Annotated in this window: 16 protein-coding genes; 10 read left to right on the top strand and 6 right to left on the bottom strand. The window is 66.5% G+C overall.

The features are described 5' to 3' along the window. The first annotated feature begins 9 nt into the window (after positions 1–9). Genes KTQ37_RS07555 through KTQ37_RS07535 form a run of 5 tightly spaced genes read left to right on the top strand, consistent with a single transcriptional unit; the run spans position 10 to position 3,993 of the window. Positions 10–501: a Na+/H+ antiporter subunit E gene (locus tag KTQ37_RS07555; RefSeq protein ID WP_218629895.1), complete on the top strand. Its 492-nt coding sequence runs from the start codon at positions 10–12 to the stop codon at positions 499–501. Next, positions 498–767 carry a K+/H+ antiporter subunit F gene (locus KTQ37_RS07550; protein WP_218629894.1) on the top strand — a complete coding sequence of 90 codons (270 nt, stop codon included), beginning with the start codon at positions 498–500 and terminating at the stop codon, positions 765–767. The genes KTQ37_RS07555 and KTQ37_RS07550 overlap by 4 nt, the downstream gene beginning before the upstream one ends. Positions 768–774: 7 nt before the next feature. After that, complete coding sequence (locus KTQ37_RS07545; RefSeq protein WP_218629893.1) at positions 775–1,188, top strand: Na+/H+ antiporter subunit G; 414 nt, start codon at positions 775–777, stop codon at positions 1,186–1,188. A 52-nt stretch (positions 1,189–1,240) separates the two neighbouring features. Further along, positions 1,241–2,611: an aspartate aminotransferase family protein gene (locus tag KTQ37_RS07540; protein ID WP_218629892.1), complete on the top strand. Its 1,371-nt coding sequence runs from the start codon at positions 1,241–1,243 to the stop codon at positions 2,609–2,611. 2 nt (positions 2,612–2,613) lie between these two features. Then, a complete protein-coding gene (locus KTQ37_RS07535; protein WP_218629891.1) occupies positions 2,614–3,993 on the top strand; it encodes a glutamine synthetase family protein in 1,380 nt (459 codons plus the stop codon). 160 nt (positions 3,994–4,153) lie between these two features. Here KTQ37_RS07535 and dapA read toward each other — a convergent pair whose 3' ends face one another. After that, positions 4,154–5,026: a 4-hydroxy-tetrahydrodipicolinate synthase gene (gene dapA, locus KTQ37_RS07530; protein WP_218629890.1), complete on the bottom strand. Its 873-nt coding sequence runs from the start codon at positions 5,024–5,026 to the stop codon at positions 4,154–4,156. 136 nt (positions 5,027–5,162) lie between these two features. On the opposite strand from dapA, the gene KTQ37_RS07525 reads away from it, so the two are divergent. Then, positions 5,163–7,100, top strand: a complete 1,938-nt coding sequence (locus KTQ37_RS07525) for a lytic transglycosylase domain-containing protein (protein ID WP_218629889.1) — start codon at positions 5,163–5,165, stop codon at positions 7,098–7,100. Here KTQ37_RS07525 and KTQ37_RS07520 read toward each other — a convergent pair. Both KTQ37_RS07520 and mnmC2 read right to left on the bottom strand, forming a co-directional pair. Beyond that, positions 7,097–7,966 (bottom strand): DMT family transporter, encoded by an 870-nt coding sequence (locus tag KTQ37_RS07520; RefSeq protein WP_218629888.1) that lies wholly within the window; start codon positions 7,964–7,966, stop codon positions 7,097–7,099. The genes KTQ37_RS07525 and KTQ37_RS07520 overlap by 4 nt on opposite strands. Further along, positions 7,963–8,631: a tRNA (5-methylaminomethyl-2-thiouridine)(34)-methyltransferase MnmC2 gene (mnmC2, locus tag KTQ37_RS07515; protein WP_218629887.1), complete on the bottom strand. Its 669-nt coding sequence runs from the start codon at positions 8,629–8,631 to the stop codon at positions 7,963–7,965. The genes KTQ37_RS07520 and mnmC2 overlap by 4 nt, the downstream gene beginning before the upstream one ends. A 55-nt stretch (positions 8,632–8,686) precedes the next feature. On the opposite strand from mnmC2, the gene KTQ37_RS07510 reads away from it, so the two are divergent. Together KTQ37_RS07510 and KTQ37_RS07505 are read left to right on the top strand one after the other, a co-directional pair. Then, entirely contained in the window at positions 8,687–9,733 is a 1,047-nt protein-coding gene (locus KTQ37_RS07510; protein ID WP_218629886.1) for an NAD(P)/FAD-dependent oxidoreductase, read from the top strand. 64 nt (positions 9,734–9,797) lie between these two features. Further along, on the top strand, positions 9,798–10,259 hold the full coding sequence (locus KTQ37_RS07505) for a DUF805 domain-containing protein (protein ID WP_218629885.1): 462 nt from the start codon (positions 9,798–9,800) through the stop codon (positions 10,257–10,259). A 3-nt stretch (positions 10,260–10,262) separates the two neighbouring features. Here KTQ37_RS07505 and KTQ37_RS07500 read toward each other — a convergent pair whose 3' ends face one another. The 3 genes from KTQ37_RS07500 to KTQ37_RS07490 form a co-directional block, all read right to left on the bottom strand. Then, positions 10,263–11,636 (bottom strand): glutamate--cysteine ligase, encoded by a 1,374-nt coding sequence (locus tag KTQ37_RS07500; protein WP_218629884.1) that lies wholly within the window; start codon positions 11,634–11,636, stop codon positions 10,263–10,265. Positions 11,637–11,698: 62 nt separating this feature from the next. After that, the gene (locus KTQ37_RS07495; protein WP_218629883.1) at positions 11,699–12,202 is read right to left on the bottom strand and encodes a hypothetical protein; all 504 of its coding nucleotides are present in this window, start codon (positions 12,200–12,202) and stop codon (positions 11,699–11,701) included. Further along, positions 12,199–12,924: a 16S rRNA (uracil(1498)-N(3))-methyltransferase gene (locus KTQ37_RS07490; RefSeq protein WP_218629882.1), complete on the bottom strand. Its 726-nt coding sequence runs from the start codon at positions 12,922–12,924 to the stop codon at positions 12,199–12,201. The genes KTQ37_RS07495 and KTQ37_RS07490 overlap by 4 nt, the downstream gene beginning before the upstream one ends. An 11-nt stretch (positions 12,925–12,935) precedes the next feature. Here KTQ37_RS07490 and ubiA point away from each other — a divergent pair, with 11 nt between their 5' ends. After that, positions 12,936–13,904 (top strand): 4-hydroxybenzoate octaprenyltransferase, encoded by a 969-nt coding sequence (gene ubiA / locus KTQ37_RS07485; protein WP_218629881.1) that lies wholly within the window; start codon positions 12,936–12,938, stop codon positions 13,902–13,904. A 66-nt stretch (positions 13,905–13,970) separates the two neighbouring features. After that, a complete protein-coding gene (locus tag KTQ37_RS07480; protein ID WP_218629880.1) occupies positions 13,971–16,028 on the top strand; it encodes an OmpA family protein in 2,058 nt (685 codons plus the stop codon). Positions 16,029–16,040 lie beyond the last annotated feature (12 nt).

The following is a 16,040-nucleotide window of genomic DNA, read 5'->3' as shown; positions in this document are numbered from 1 at the left end:
GAGGACGCGATGCTGAAGAGATTCCTGCCGCACCCGCATCTGACCCTGCTCCTGACGGTGGTCTGGCTGCTGCTGGCCAACGCATATACGATCAACTCGCTCGTGTTCGGGCTGCTGATGGGCCTCGTGATTCCGTGGATCACCGCGCCCTACTGGCCCGACCGGCCGGTGATCCGCAATTTTCCCGGCATCGTGGAATATATCGCCATCGTCATGTGGGACATCATCAAGTCGAACATCGCGGTTGCGAAGATCGTGCTCTTCGTGCCCAACGACAAGCTGCGACCGGCCTGGGTGACCGTGCCGCTCGACCTGCATGAACCCGAGGCGATCACGGTTCTGGCGGGCACCATCACCATGACGCCGGGCACGCTGACGGCCGAACTGTCCGCCGACGGGCACAGCCTGCTGGTGCATTGCCTGCACGCGCCCGACCCCGACGGCGTACGCGACGAGATCAAGGAGCGCTACGAGCGCCGGCTGAAGGAGATTTTCGAATGATCACCTATGCGCTCTATTTCTCCATCGGATGCTTCGCGCTGGCGCTCTTGTTCAACCTCTATCGCGTGGTGCGCGCCCCGGGCGTGACCGACCGGGTGCTCGCGCTCGACACGATGGCGGTGGATGCGATCGCGCTTCTGGTGCTGTTTGGAATCTGGGAGGGGACGGCGATCTTCTTCGAGGCATCGATCCTGTATGCGATGACCGGGTTCGTGGCGACCGTGGCATATGGCAAGTTCCTGCTGCGCGGCGATATCATCGAGTGAGGGCGCTATGGATCTGTTCTGGGAAATCCTGATTTCGGCGCTGCTGGTGATCGGCGGCTTCTTCGGCCTTGTTGGCAGTTTCGGGCTGGTCAAGCTGCCCGACCCGATGACGCGGCTGCACGCGCCGACCAAGGCCGCGACGCTTGGCGTGGGCGCGGTGCTGATCGCCTCGATGATCTATTTCGCAGCGTTCCGCGACAGCTTGACCCTGCATGAGCTGATGATCACGCTGTTCATCTTCCTGACCGCCCCGATCAGCGCGCATTTCCTCGCCAAGGCGAACCTGCTGCGCAATGTCGATCGCACCACCCTGACCAGGCCCGAGGGCGAGGGCGACTGGGCCGTTTTCACGCCGCTCTCCGACACCTCGGCCGAAGAGCTGGAAGAGGCTGCCGAAGCGGAACGTGACGAGGCCCGTTGACGGCGTAATGGCGGCATGATTGGCTCTGCCGGATTATCCCGGGGGAGGTATCATGGGACAGGATATGATCGGCGGCGTCAGCGCGGCGCGGATCGCGGAATTCGCGGCATTTGAGGGCGAGCGGTATCGCGCGGCCCGTCCGCGCACCCGCGCGGCACTGGATGCAGGTGCCAAGGGCTATCTGGGCGGCGTGCCCATGCACTGGATGCGCGACTGGCCGCAACCGTTTCCGATGCTGGTGGCGCGGGCCAAGGGCTCGGTGATCGAGGATATCGACGGCCATCGCATCGACGATTTCTGCCTGGGCGACACGGGCTCGATGTTCGGCCATTCGCCGCCCCCCGTCGCGCGCGCGATCCGGGCGCAATCGGGTCAGGGCCTGACCTATATGCTGCCGACCGAGGCCGCGCTGGCCGCCGGACAGTTGCTTTCGGAGCGGTTCGGCCCCATGCGCTGGCAGATCGCCACCACGGCGACCGACGCCAACCGCTTCGCGCTGCGCGTGGCCCGCGCGGTGACCGGCAAGACCAAGGTTCTGGTGTTCAACGGCTGCTATCACGGCACCGTGGACGACGCGATGGTGCACCTGCATGATGGCGTGACCGAGGCCCGACCGGGCCTTGTGGGGCAGGTCGCAGATCTGACGAAGCTTGCCGTTGCGGCCGAGTTCAACGATCTCGCCTCGGTCGAGGCGGCGCTGGCCAAGGGCGATGTCGCCGCGATCCTGACCGAGCCGGTGATGACCAACTCCTGCATGGTGCTACCCGCGCCGGGCTTCCACGCCGGGCTGCGCGAGTTGGCGACGCGCTACGATGCGCTCCTGATCATCGACGAGACGCATACGATCAGCTCGGGCCTTGGCGGCTATACCCGTGTGCACGGGCTGAACCCCGACATCTTCGTCGTCGGAAAATGCGTGGCGGGCGGGATGCCCACGGCCGTCTGGGGCGTCAGCGATGCGGTTGCCGCGCGCTTTGCCGACTATGACGCGAGCCGCCCTTCGGGGCATTCCGGCATGGGAACGACGCTTTCCGCCAACCCGATGCAGTTTGCCTGCCTCGTGGCGAACCTCTCCGAGGTGATGACGCCCGAGAATTATGCCCGGATGGAGGCGGGTGCCGCGCGACTAAGCGCGGGGCTCACAAAGCAGGTCGAACGCTTCGGAGCGCCCTGGCATGTGGTGCGCGTCGGCGCGCGGGTAGAGTTCATCTGCGCGCCCGGCCCGCTGCAAAACGGCGCCGAGGCCGAGGGCGCGCACAAGCCCGCGCTTGAGGCCGCGATCCATCGCGGGCTGCTGAACCGCGGCTGCCTGATCGCGCCTTTCCACAACATGATGCTGATCAGCCCTGTCACCACGAAAGCGCAGATCGACCGCCTGGTCGCCGCCTTCGCCGATGTGCTGGGCCATTTGTTCGAGACCTGAAAATGACCAACTCTCCGACCGGCTCCACCGTTCAGGAAGCCGAAGACTTTCTCGCCCTCCACCCCGAGATCGAGGCCTTCGACATCGTGCTGCACGATGCCAATGGCATCGGGCGCGGCAAGATCATCCGCCGCCACGAACTGCTGGGCCTTTACAAATCGGGCCGCCACCTGCCGATCTCGATCCTCGGCCTCGATATCGTGGGCGAGGACGTACACGAGACCGGCCTGATCTGGGATCAGGGCGACGGTGACCTGCGCGCCTGGCCGATCCCGGGCACCTTGAAGCCGCTCTACGGCACCAACCCCGCGCGGGGCGAGGTACTGATGAGCATGTATCACCTCGACGGCGCCGAGATGACCTCGGACCCGCGCCACGCGCTGAAACGCCAGATCGACGCTATGGCGGCCGAGGGGCTGAAGCCCGCGGGCGCTTTTGAGCTGGAGTTCTTCCTGCTCGACCCCGACCGCTCGCAGGGGGTGCGCCCGGCGGCGGCGGTGCTCGATGGCCGCCGTTCCGAATGGACCGAGGTCTATTCGGTCGATCACCTGCACGGGATGGAGCCGCTCTTCTCCGACATCTACCGCGCCGCCGAGGCGATGGGGATCAAGGCCGAGACGGTGATTTCGGAATATGCACCGGGGCAGTATGAGCTGACGCTGCATTACCGCACCGATGTGATGGAGGCCGCCGACGATCTGGTGCGCCTGAAGCGGATCGTGCGGATGCAGGCGCGCCGTCGCGGCGTGGTGGCCTGCTTCATGGCCAAGCCGATCGAGAAATACGCAGGCTCTGGCATGCATTTCCACGTCTCGCTGCAAGACGATAGGGGCCGCAACGTCTTTGCCGAGGCGGTCGAGGGCGAATGGACCGACACAATCCGCCACGCGATCGGCGGCCTGCGCCAGACGATGGGCGAGTCGATGCTGGTCTTCGCCCCGCATGGCAACAGCTGGCGGCGCTTTGCCAACCAGTCCTACGCGCCGGTCTCGCCCAGCTGGGGGGTGAACAACCGCTCGGTCGCGCTGCGCATCCCGGCGGGCGCCGTGGCCGCGCGCCGGGTCGAGCATCGCCCCTCGGGCGTCGACGCGAACCCATACCTGGTTGCGGCAACCGTCCTGGCCGGGATCCGTCACGGGCTGAAACACGGTATCGATCCGGGCCCCGAGACGACGGGCAACGGCTACGAGGGGTCAGACGATCTGCCGATCCCCGGCGACTGGCGCGAGGCGATCCGCGCGGCCCAGAACTCGGCCTTCCTGAAGGATGCGCTCGGCGAGGACATGCATCGCACCTTCACCGCGATCAAGGCGGCCGAATACGCGCGGGTTGCGAGCTGGATCTCGGATGTGGATTACGAGCTGTACCTGCACACGGTCTGAACAGGCCAAGGCCGGGGGCGCTGCCCCCGGACCCCCGAGGTATTTCCGCCAAGAAGAAACGGTATGTCTTTCTTCTTGGTCCAAATACCTTGGGGGGTGAATTTGCGAAAGCAAAGAGGGGGGCAAAGCCCCCCTCTCTTCGTTCCGATACAGCGGTGTATCAGATCAGGCCAGCGTGGCGCATGGCCGCGTCAATCTTGGTCTTGGTCGCGTCCGAAAGCTCGGTGAGGGGCAGGCGCACCTCGGCCGAGCACATTCCGAGTTTCGAGAGCGCGTATTTGGCCCCGGCCACACCCGGCTCAAGGAAGATCGCGATATGGAGCGGCATCAGCTTGTCCTGATACTCCATCGCCTTGGCATAGTCGCCGGCCAGCGTTGCTTCCTGCATTTCCGCGCAAAGCTTGGGCGTGACGTTCGCGGTGACCGAGATGCAGCCGACGCCGCCCATGGCATTGAAGCCCACAGCCGTCGCATCCTCCCCCGAGAGCTGGACGAAATCCGCCCCACAGGTCAGGCGCTGCTTGGCCACGCGCGCCAGATCGCCGGTCGCGTCCTTGACGCCGACGATACGCGGCAGTTTCGCCAGCTCGCCCATGGTTTCGGGCAGCATGTCCACGACCGAGCGGCCGGGGATGTTGTAGATCACGATCGGCAGAGTGCTGGCATCGTGCATCGCGGTGAAATGCGCGATCATGCCGCCCTGGGTCGGCTTGTTGTAATAGGGCGTGACGACCAGCGCCGCATCGGCCCCGGCGGCCTCGGCGTGGCGGATCAGCTCCACCCCTTCGGCGGTCGCGTTCGAGCCCGCGCCGGCGATGACCGGGATGCGCCCGGCAGCGGCCTTCACGACCTCTTCGATCACGCGGTTATGCTCGTCATGGCTCAGGGTCGGGCTTTCGCCCGTGGTGCCCACCGGCACGAGGCCGTGGCTGCCCTGCTCGATATGCCACTCGACAAGTTTCTTGAGCGTGTCCAGATCCAGCTCGCCGTTCTTGAACGGAGTGATGAGTGCGGGGAAGGACCCTTTGAACATGACACGCTCCTTGAGAAGTGGGCGGATTCGCCCGTTGAAATCGCGCGGAACATAGGCGAGCGCCGCGCCCTTGCCAACTTGTGAATTGCATCGACCCCCCTGAACGGGCAGGAAGGGGAAAACACCCGAGCAGGCCATGATCCGACAGCTTACCCTAGCGGCCTTGCTGGCCGCGTCCCTTGCCATTGCCGCGCCTGCCCGCGCGGACGATCCGCAGGCCCTTGCCGTGGCCATGCGGGCGGTTGGGGCGGGCGACTGGGACAAAGCGCAATCCAATGCGCGCATAGCGGGGCCGATTGCCTTCGATATCGTCGAGTGGCACAGGCTGCGCGCGGGCGAGGGTGCATTTGTCGATTACGCCGACTTCAGCCGCCGTCGCGCCGATTGGCCAGGGATGGAGTTGTTGCGCCGCAAGGGCGAAGCCACGCTGGCCGGGGCGCCTGCCGATCAGGTGATCGCCTATTTCTCGCACGGTGCGCCGCAGACCGGTGAGGGCGCGATTGCGCTGGTTGAAGCTTTGCAGGCTACGGGGCAGGCAGAGCGCGCCGGGACGGTGGCCGCGGTTGCCTGGCGCAATCTGGAAATGAGCGCGGACGAGCAGGCCGCTTTCGTGGCGCGTCACGGCGATCTTCTGGCCGAGCATCACGGCGGGCGGATGCAGGCGATGCTGGACGCGGGTGCGCTTGATCAGGCGCGGCGGATGCTTGACCTTGTGACCTCCGGCACGCGGGCAGTTGCAGCAGCGCGGATCGCCTTGCAGGCGCGCGAAAAAGGCGTGGACTCGCTGGTGGCGGCGGTGCCCGAGCGGATGCTGGGCTCGCCCGGGCTTGCGCTTGACCGGGCCATGTGGCGCTGGCGCAATGACCTTGAAGGGGCTGCGGCGGATCTTGTACTCGAACGCTCGGCCGATGCGCAGAGTCTGGGCGACCCAAAGCTGTGGAGCAAGCTGCGCGGCAATCTTGCGCGCTGGTTCCTGCGTGCGGGCGACGCGCGCACCGCCTATAAGGTTGCGGCGCGCCATCGCCTGGAGGCGCAGGGCGGCGATTATGCCGAGCTGGAATGGCTGGCGGGCTATGCCGCGCTGAAGCTGGGCGATGCGCCGGTCGCGTTGCAGCATTTCGAGGCTTTCAGCGCCGCCGTGCAAAGCCCGATCAGTGCCTCGCGCGGGGCCTATTGGCGTGGCCGCGCACTGGAACGTCTGGGCAAGCCGGTCGAGGCGCAGGCCGCCTATACCGAGGGTGCGCGTTGGCAGACGGCCTTCTACGGCCTGCTGTCGGCCGAACGCGCGGGTGTGCCGCTCGATCCGGCCTTCGCCGCGCCGCCCGCGCTGCCCGACTGGCGGCAGGGCAGCTACACCGGGCATTCGGTGTTTCAGGCCGCGCTTCTTCTAAACGAAGCGGGGCAGGAGGCATTGGCCGAGCGCTTCTTGCTGCATCTCGAGGAAAGCCTGCCCACCGACCAAATCGCGCCGCTGGCCGATCTCGCGCTTGAGTGGAAGAACGCCTATCTGGCGCTGAGCCTTGCCAAGCGTGCCGCGAATGAGGGGGGTGTGCTGGTCTCGGCCTATTACCCGATTCCGGATCTGACAACGCATGATCTGGGCGTGCCCGAGGAACTGGCGCTGTCCATTGCCCGGCGCGAGAGCGAGTTCGACCCCGCTGTGGTCAGCCATGCGGGCGCGCGCGGGTTGATGCAGTTGATGCCGGGCACCGCCAAGATGATGGCCGCGCAATTGGGCCTGCCCTACGAGGCCGGACGGCTGACCTCGGACCCGACCTATAACGCGCGGCTTGGAGGCGCTTATCTCGCCAAGTTGCGCGACGAATTCGGGGCCTCGCCGGTGCTGGTGGCGGCGGGCTACAACGCGGGCCCCGGACGTCCGCGCCGCTGGATCGAGGAGCGCGGCGATCCGCGCCTGCCCACCGCTGATGTCGTGGACTGGATCGAGATGATCCCCTTCACCGAGACCCGCAATTACGTCATGCGGGTGGCCGAAAGCCTGCCGGTCTATCGCGCGCGGCTTGGCAAGCCTGCGGTGAAATTTTCGGACGAGTTGCGCGGGCTTGCGCCCTAACGCGCCACCTGCCGCGCACGCCACAGCGTGAACAATCCCGCCGACGCGACGATGGCCGCGCCAAGCGCTACGTTGGGGCGCAGCGTATCACCGAAGATGCTCATGCCCATGGCCGCGCCCCAGACCAGTTGCAGATAGGCGAAGGGTTGCAGCGCAGAGGCCTCGGCGATCTCATAGGCGCGGATCAGCATCCAGTGACCCGCCACGGCGGTCAGGCATAGCACGCCCATCCAGAGCCAGTCGGTGCCGCTCATCGGTTGCCAGAACCACATGCCGACGGCGGTTGCGAACAGCGCACCGACCATGCCGGTCCAGAAGAACGACACCTCGCCTGCGTCCTTGCGCGCGACATAGCGCGTGAGAAGCCCGTAAAGCGCGAACATCGCCGCTGCGAGCAGCGGCACCGCCGCGCCGACCGAGACCATGCCCGAGCCGGGTTCGAGGATGACCAGCACGCCCAGAAAGCCGATGGCGATTGCGCTCCAGCGCCGCCAGCCGACCTTCTCGCCCAGAACCGGGCCCGAGAGGGCGGCCACGAGAAGCGGGTAGCAGATAAAGACCGCATGGGTGTCGATCAGCCCCAGATGCACGAAGGCGTAGATCATCACATAGATCTCGGCCACCAGCAGCAGCGCGCGGAACGCTTGTAGGAACGGATGGTGAGAGCGCACGGCCCCTCGGACCCCACCGGTGCTGCGCGCGGCGATCGCCAGCACGAAAAGCGCGAAGAACCAGTAGCGGATCATCACCACCATATAGGTGTTATAGGTCCCCGCGAGGTGGCGCGAGATACCATCTTGCAGGGCAAAGACGACGGTCGTGGCGACCATCATGCCGATCCCGGCGCGCAGGTTCTGCTCTCTCACGGCTTGACGCCCCGGCTCATGTGGCGCTTGCCGGCGTGTCCCGGTGCGCGCTCGACCGCGAAGCCCGCGGCGACAAGGCCGCGGCGCACGAAGCCCGCGGCGGTATAGGTAGCGAAGGTGCCGCCCGGCGCGGTGTGACGCGCGACCTCGGCCATCAGATCTTCGCCCCATAGCTCGGGGTTCTTGGCGGGGGAGAAGCCGTCGAGGAACCAGGCATCGGCGCGGCCCTGCCATGCAGGCAGGGTCTGGCGCGCATCGCCCAGGATCACCTCGGCCTCAATCGCGCCGATGCTGAAGCGGGTACGGCTTTGCCCCCATGCCTCAAGGAAGGGCGCGGCCACGGCCAGCGCCTCGGGGAAGGCGGTCAGGGCGCGGGCGATCTCGGGGGCCGACATCGGGAAGGCCTCGAAGGAGGTGAAGCGGATCGGCACGTCGCCTGCCGAAATCGCCGTGGCGAGCAGGTTCAGCCCGGTGCCGAAACCGAGTTCGGCGATCTGGAACCCCGGACACAGCCGCTCGGGCAGGCCGTTGCCCGCCAAAAAGACATGTCGCGTCTCGGCCAGACCATTGGCGAGACTGAAATAGGGATCGTCGAAGCGCGTCGAAACAGGTGTCGATCCGTCGCGCCAGTCGAGCGCGGCTTGGCTCTGGTCAGGGAGGGTCATCGGGGGTAGTGCCTTGCACGAAAGGTCCGCGCGACACTGGCGAAAGGGGCAGGCGATGGCAAGAGGCGAATGGGTGACAGTGCGCGGCGGCGGGGCCTTCGGTCTGGCCTGCGGATATGAGCTCGCGCGCCGGGGCGTGAAGGTGCGCCTGATCGAGTCGGCGCGGCTTGGTGCCGGATCATCAGGCGGGACGGTGGGCGCGCTGGCCCCGCATGTGCCCGAAAACTGGAACCCCAAGAAGCAGTTCCAGTTGGAAAGCCTGCTGATGGCCGAAGCCTTCTGGGCGGGCGTGCGCGAGGCGGGCGGCAAGGATACGGGTTACGCGCGGCTTGGCCGGATTCAGCCCTTGGCCGATGCCGCCGCCGTGACACGGGCCGAAGAACGCGCGGCGGGGGCCGCCGCGCATTGGGGTGATGCGGCGGTCTGGCGCGTGGCGCCCCTGTCCGAGTTTGGCGCCCTCGCGCCGCTCTCGCCCACGGGCCTTGTGGTCCATGACACGCTAAGCGCACGGGCGGCCCCGCGTGCAGCCGGCGCGGCGCTGGCTGCCGCGATCACCGCTTTGGGTGGTGAGATCGTGATCGGTGACGGCGCCGAGATCGGCCCGGTGATCCACGCAACCGGCTGGCAGGGGTTGCTGGAATTGAACGCGGCCTTCGACAAGACCGTGGGCGGCGGGATCAAGGGGCAGTCGGCGCTCTTGCGCTTCGATGCTGGCGCGGTGCCGCAGGTCTATGCCGAAAGCGTGCATATCGTGCCCCATGCCGATGGCACGGTGGCGATCGGCTCGACCTCGGAGCGCGATTTCGATGCGCCCGACACGACCGACGCGCAGCTTGACGATCTGATCGCCAAGGCGCGCCGCCTCTGCCCGGTGCTGGAGGGCGCCGAGGTGGTGGATCGTTGGGCGGGCGTGCGGCCGCGGGCGCGTTCGCGCGCGCCGATGCTAGGCGAATGGCCGGGCCGTTCGGGGCATTTCATCGCCAATGGTGGGTTCAAGATCGGCTTTGGCATGGCGCCCAAGGTCGCGCAGGTCATGGCCGATCTGGTGCTGGACGGGCACGACGCCATCCCCGAGGGCTTCCGGGTCGAGGATAACCTTTAGGCGCAAGAGCCATTGGAAAACCGCCGCAACGGTGGTGAAATGGCCCCCAGGATTGGAGGCCAAGATGGATTTCAAAAGCGCCGTTCGCACTTGCCTGTCGAAATACGCGACATTCTCGGGGCGCGCTGCGCGCTCGGAGTACTGGTATTTCGTGCTCTTCATCTTCCTGTGCCAGATCGCGCTCGGGATCCTCGACAACATCATCTTCGGCACTGGCCACATGACGCGCGGCCCGGGCATGTGGTCCTATGAAGACCGGGGCGGGCCGCTTGGCGGGATCTTCTCGCTGGCGATGCTACTGCCGACGCTGGCGGCAGCGGTGCGCCGCCTGCATGACATCGACAAGTCGGGCTGGTGGCTTCTGGCGGCCTTGATCCCGCTCTTTGGCTGGCTGGTGCTCTTGTATTTCTACGTCCAGCCCTCGCAGCCCGGCGCGAACCGCTTTGGCGGCGGCTCGGGCGGGGCGGGTGGTGCAGGCGGCAACCCCTGGGGTGAAAGCTCAGTCCCCAAGGTGTCGCGCGGCTAGCGATCAGTAGCTGTATTCGGCGTAGATCCGGCTCAGATCGCCGTTCCATTCGCCGTGGTATTTTTCGAGCAGCTCATCGGCCGGAACCCGGCCGGTCTCGACCGATTCCTCAAGCGCGTTGAGGAAATGCGTCTCATCCGGGATCAGCCCGCCCGCACCGGGGCGCGCCCGCGCCTTGAGGCCCGATTTCGCGATTGCCACCGTTTCGCGCGCGATGTCATGCAGCTTGATCCCGTTGACCTCGCCTTGCAGCGCATCCTTGGCCGCCGCGCGGCGCAGGGCCTCGCGGGTCTCGTGGTCCCAACCCTTCACCAGATCCCAGGCGGCATCGAGCGCGGATTGGTCATACATCAGCCCGACCCAGAGCGCGGGCAGCGCGCACAGCCGGCGCCACGGGCCGCCATCGGCGCCACGCATCTCGATATATTTCTTCGAGCGCGCTTCGGGGAAAACGGTGGTCAGGTGATCGGCCCAGTCTGAAAGCGTGGGCTTTTCACCCGGCAGGGCGGGCAGCTCGCCTTTCAGAAAGTCGCGGAACGACTGGCCGAGCGCGTTAATATACTTGCCGTCGCGGTAGACGAAATACATCGGCACATCGAGGACGTAATCGACATAGGCTTCATAGCCTGCGCCCTCGTCGAACATGAAGGGCAGCATGCCCGTGCGCGCCGGGTCGAGGTTTTGCCAGATATTGGCGCGCCACGATTTCATGCCGTTGGGCTTGCCATCAAGGAAGGGCGAGTTGGCAAAGAGCGCCGTCGCCACTGGTTGCAGCGACAGCGCCACGCGCATCTTCTGCACCATGTCGGCCTCGGACCCGAAGTCGAGGTTCACCTGCACGGTGCAGGTGCGATACATCATCGTTTTGCCCATGGTGCCGACCTTGTCCATGTAGTCGGTCATCAACCGGTAGCGGCCCTTGGGCATCATCGGCATCTCGTCCGCGTGCCATTCCGGCGCGGCGCCAAGCCCGATGAAGCGCGCACCGATGCGGTCGGCGATGGTCTGCACCTCGCGCAGGTGCTCGTTCACCTCGTCGCAGGTCTGGTGGATGGTTTCGAGCGGCGCTCCCGACAGTTCCAGCTGCCCGCCAGGCTCAAGGCTGACATTCGATCCGTCGGGGAAACTCAGCCCGATGATGTTGTCCTGCTCATAGACCGGGGTCCAGCCGAACTCGTCGCGCAGCCCTTCGAGCATCGCCTTGATCGAGCGCGGGCCGTCATAGGGCAGCGGTTTGAGCACATCCTGGCAATAGCCGAATTTCTCATGCTCGGTCCCGATCCGCCAGGCATCGCGCGGCTTCTCGCCCGAGGCAAGAAACTCGGCCAGTTGCTCGAACCGCTCGATAGGGCCACCGCCTTGCTGGGGAATGGACATGGGCTTGCCTTTCTTACGGAACCGGGAAGGAACAGGTGGCGCTATCGGCGCCCGGTGTCAAGTTAGTGCGTCGCGGGGCGGGTCCACAGGCTTTGTGCGGCAATGCGCCGATCAAGAGCGACCGTCAGCGCCCCCATGTCGATACCGGGCAGGGTGGCGAATGCGTCATACAGTTTCTCGCCGCCCGCCGCCGCCGTGGGGATCATGATCGCCTGCCCGTCAGAGGACTTGAGCCGCCAGTATTGCGTGCCTGAGAGGTTCAGCAGCCTGATCTCGGTCAGGTCTTCGAGTGCGACATAACCGCCAAGCCCCTGACCCGCGCCGTAATAGCCGATACGCCCCTCGTCGAGATCGACAAGGCCGGGGTTCGACACCGGGCGGGCGAAACGCGCGCGGCGAAACGCGAGCGCGGCCCAGCCAAGGCAGACCGCCGCCATCGCAAGCCCGAAGGGGATCAGGATGTAGCCGCCGCGCGAGGCGATCCAGAGGCCAAGCGCGGTTGCCGCCAAGGCCACCGCGGTCTCGGCATGGCGTGTCAGGGTCGCGCGCAGTTCTGGGCGGATCATCGCCAATCCCCAAGTGCCGACTGCCAGAGCGTGATCGCCGCGCAGGCGGCTGTATCGGCGCGCAGGATGCGCGGGCCAAGGCTGACCGGGGTGACGAAAGGCAGGGCGCGCAGTTTTGCCCGCTCGGACTCGGAAAAACCGCCCTCGGGGCCGATCAGGATGGCCCAGGGGCCGGGCGTCAGGCCAGCCAGCGTCTCGGCGGCGCCCGCAAGGCTTTCGTCGGCCCACAGGATGCGGCGCGCAGGGTCCCAACCGTCGAGCAGCTTGCGCAGGGAGGCCATGTCATCGACGGTCGGAACGAAGGTGCCCAGGCATTGCTCGGCGGCCTCCATCGCATGGGCCTGAAGGCGATCTTGCTTGATGCGGCCGGCGTTGGTGAATTCGGTCTGCACCGGCAGGATGCGCGCGCAGCCAAGCTCGGCCGCTTTCTCGACGATGAAGTCGGTGCGCTCTTTCTTGATCGGCGCGAAGATGAGCCACAGGTCGGGCGGGTTTAGCTGCGGCGCGGCCTGACCGAGGCAAATCAGCGTGCCGCGCTTCTTGGCGGCCTCGGCAACCTCGGCCGTCCATTCGCCGTCGCGTCCGTTGAACAGCGCGACGCGCGCGCCCGGACCCTGCCGCATCACCCCGAAAAGGTAATGCGCCTGCGCCTCGTTCAGCGGCACGGCTTGCCCCTCACCCAAAGGGTGCTCTACACACAATCTGATCTTGGCACGTTCCATGGGGCGAACTTATGACCGGCACAATCGAAAAGCCAGAGCCTCAGGGGCAGGTTGCGGATGCGGTCAAGGGCAATTGGGTCGATCGCTACGCCCCGGCAGCCTGGCGACCCTACCTGCGGCTGAGCCGCGCCGACCGCCCGATCGGGACGTGGCTTTTGCTGCTGCCCTGCTGGTGGGGCATCGCGCTGGCGGCGGCGGTGGATGCGCCGCGCCTGTCGGATCTGTGGCTGGCGGTGGGCTGCACGATCGGCTCGGTGCTGATGCGCGGCGCGGGCTGCACCTGGAACGACATCACCGACCGGAATATTGACGGGCAGGTGGCGCGCACGCGCTCGCGCCCGATTCCGTCGGGGCAGGTGACGGTGCGCCAGGCGCTGATCTGGCTCGGGGCGCAGGTGGCGGTCTCGGCGCTGATTCTGTTCACCTTCAACTGGGCGACGATTCTGTTGGGCATCGCCGCGCTGGTGCCGGTGGCGATCTATCCCTTCGCAAAGCGCTTCACCTGGTGGCCGCAGGTCTTCCTGGGCATCGCCTTCAACTGGGGGGCGCTGGTGGGTTGGGTGGCGCATTCGGGCAGTCTGCACCCGGCGGCCGTGCTGCTTTACCTGTCCGGACTGGTCTGGACGCTCTTTTACGACACGATTTACGCCCATCAGGACAAGGAGGATGACGCGCTGATTGGCGTGAAGTCCACCGCCCGGCTGTTCGGTGCCGATAGCGCCAGATGGCTCAACGCCTTCCTGATCGGGTCGGTCATATTGATGACGGCGGCGATCCTCTGGGCGCTGCTGCCCGCGCGGGTGCCGGGGCTGACGCTCGCGATCTGCGCGGCGGCTCCCTGGGCCTTTGGCTGGCACCTCTATGGACAGATGCGGCAACTGGACATCGATGACCCCGACAATTGCCTGCGGCTGTTCCGCTCGAACCGCGATACCGGGCTGATCGTTGCGCTGTTTCTTGCCGTTGGCGCAATCGTGTAATTGATCCCAAGGGGTTGCGCCCTTAAGACGGTGCGCAACGCAAGCCGCCCGGGAGGCACAGACGACATGCGCCTGCGCAACACGATCCTGACCACCGCAGCCTTTACCACGGCTTTCGTGCTCTCGGGGCTGATCGCAGGCGGTTCGGCCACGGTGATCGAGATCCGTTCGCGCAATGCTGTGCGACTGGCGATGGAGGCTGCGGGCCACAGCTGGGTGCGGGTGCAGACCGATGGTTTGCAGGTCATCTTGCTAGGCACCGCGCCCTCCGAGGCCGACCGGTTCCGCGCGTTGACCTTGGCCAGCACGTTGGTCGATGGGGCGCGCGTCGTGGACAATACAGATGTGGAAAGCACGCAGGCGCTGGTGGCGCCGGATTTCTCGCTCGAGGTGCTGCGCAACGATGACGGCATCTCGCTGATCGGGCTGGTGCCCGCCGGGGTGGACCGCACGGCCCTGATCGAGGAGTTGCGCGCGCTGGTGGGTGAGGGCACCGTTACCGACATGCTCGCCTCGGCCGACTACCCCGCCCCGCCGGGTTGGGACGAGGCTGTCGCGTTCGCCACCGCAACGCTGCGCACCGTTCCGCGCTCGAAGATCTCGGTCGAGCCGGGCAAGGTCTTTGTCACGGCCATCACCGACAGCCCCGAAGAAAAGGCGCGTATCGAGACATCGCTGGCGCGCCGTCGCCCGGCCGATCTGAAGCTGAGCTTCGACATCTCGGCGCCGCGTCCGGTGATCACGCCTTTCACCCTGCGATTCCTTATCGACGAAGAGGGCGCGCGCTTCGACGCCTGCTCGGCTGATACAGAGCGCGCGCGCGACCGCATCCTGGCCGCCGCCCGGGGTGCCGGGGCGAAGGGCACGCTTGGTTGTACCCTCGGTATGGGCACGCCCTCGCCCGATTGGGCGGCCGCCGTAGAGATGGGGATCGGCGCGCTCAACGAGATGGGTTCGGGCACGATCACCTATTCGGATGCCGATATCGCGCTGATCGCCGCTGACAGCGTCACGCCGGAGACCTTCGACAAGGCCGTGGGCGAGCTGGAATCGAATCTGCCCGAGGTGTTCTCGCTGAAGGCCGAGTTGCAGAAGAAACCCGATGCATCGGAGGGTGTTCCCGAGTTTTCGGCGATCCTGAGCGAGACCGGTAGGGTCACGCTGCGCGGCCGGGTGCTCGACGACCGCGAGCGCGGGCTGGTCGAGAACTTCGCCCGCGCCCAGTTTGGGTTCGAAGCGGTCTATGGCGCGACCCGCGTCGATGCGGATCTGCCCGCTGGCTGGCCCACCCGGGTTCTGGCGGCGCTGGAAGCCTTGGGCGAGGTTGAGCAGGGCCGCGTCGTCGTGCGCCCCGATGTCGTGCGTGTCACCGGCATCAGCGGCAACCCGCAGGCTTCGGATGCGGTGGCGCGGATCCTCTCGGGGCATCTGGGCGAGGCGGCCGCGATGGAGCTTGACGTGCGCTACGACAAGCGGCTTGACCCGGTGCTGGCGCTGCCCGACGGGCCCGAATGCGTAGCGCGGCTGAACGGGGTTCTGGCGCAGCACAAGATCAGCTTTGAGCCGGGCTCTTCGACCATTGCCGCTGACGGGGCCGAAACGCTCGACGCCCTGGCCGCGGCTATGAAGGATTGTCAGGGTTTCCGCATGGAACTGGCGGGCCATACCGACAGTCAGGGCCGCGACGAGATGAACCTGAACCTGTCACAGGAACGCGCCGCCGCCGTGCTGAGCGCGCTGCGCGACCGCCGGGTTCTGGTGGGCAACATCACCGCCAAGGGCTATGGCGAGACGCAGCCCCTGGCCGACAATGACACCGAGGAAGGCCGCGAAGCGAACCGCCGCATCGAGTTCGTGCTGCTGGATGGAGAGCCGATCGAGGAAGAGCTCCCCGAAGCGACCGCTCCGGAAACCGCTGCGCCCGAGATGACCGAGGCAGACCCCGCTGAGGTCCTGCCCGAGGGCGAAGCACCGCCTATGGAGGACGCGGCTCCGATGGAAGAGCCTGCGCCCGAGGGCGATGTCGTCGGGCAAGAGGCTGTGGAAATCCCCGTCTCCCCCGCCTCCGAAGCCAAGGCCCGGCCCAAGCCGCGTCCGGACAACCTGATCCCCAAGCAGAACTGAGGATGACCGCGC

This window comes from Sedimentimonas flavescens (assembly GCF_019264375.1).
Classification (GTDB): Bacteria; Pseudomonadota; Alphaproteobacteria; order Rhodobacterales; family Rhodobacteraceae; genus Rhodobacter; species Rhodobacter flavescens.
The sequence above is the reverse complement of the archived record's forward strand: the minus strand, read 5'-3'. Positions and strand labels throughout refer to the sequence as shown.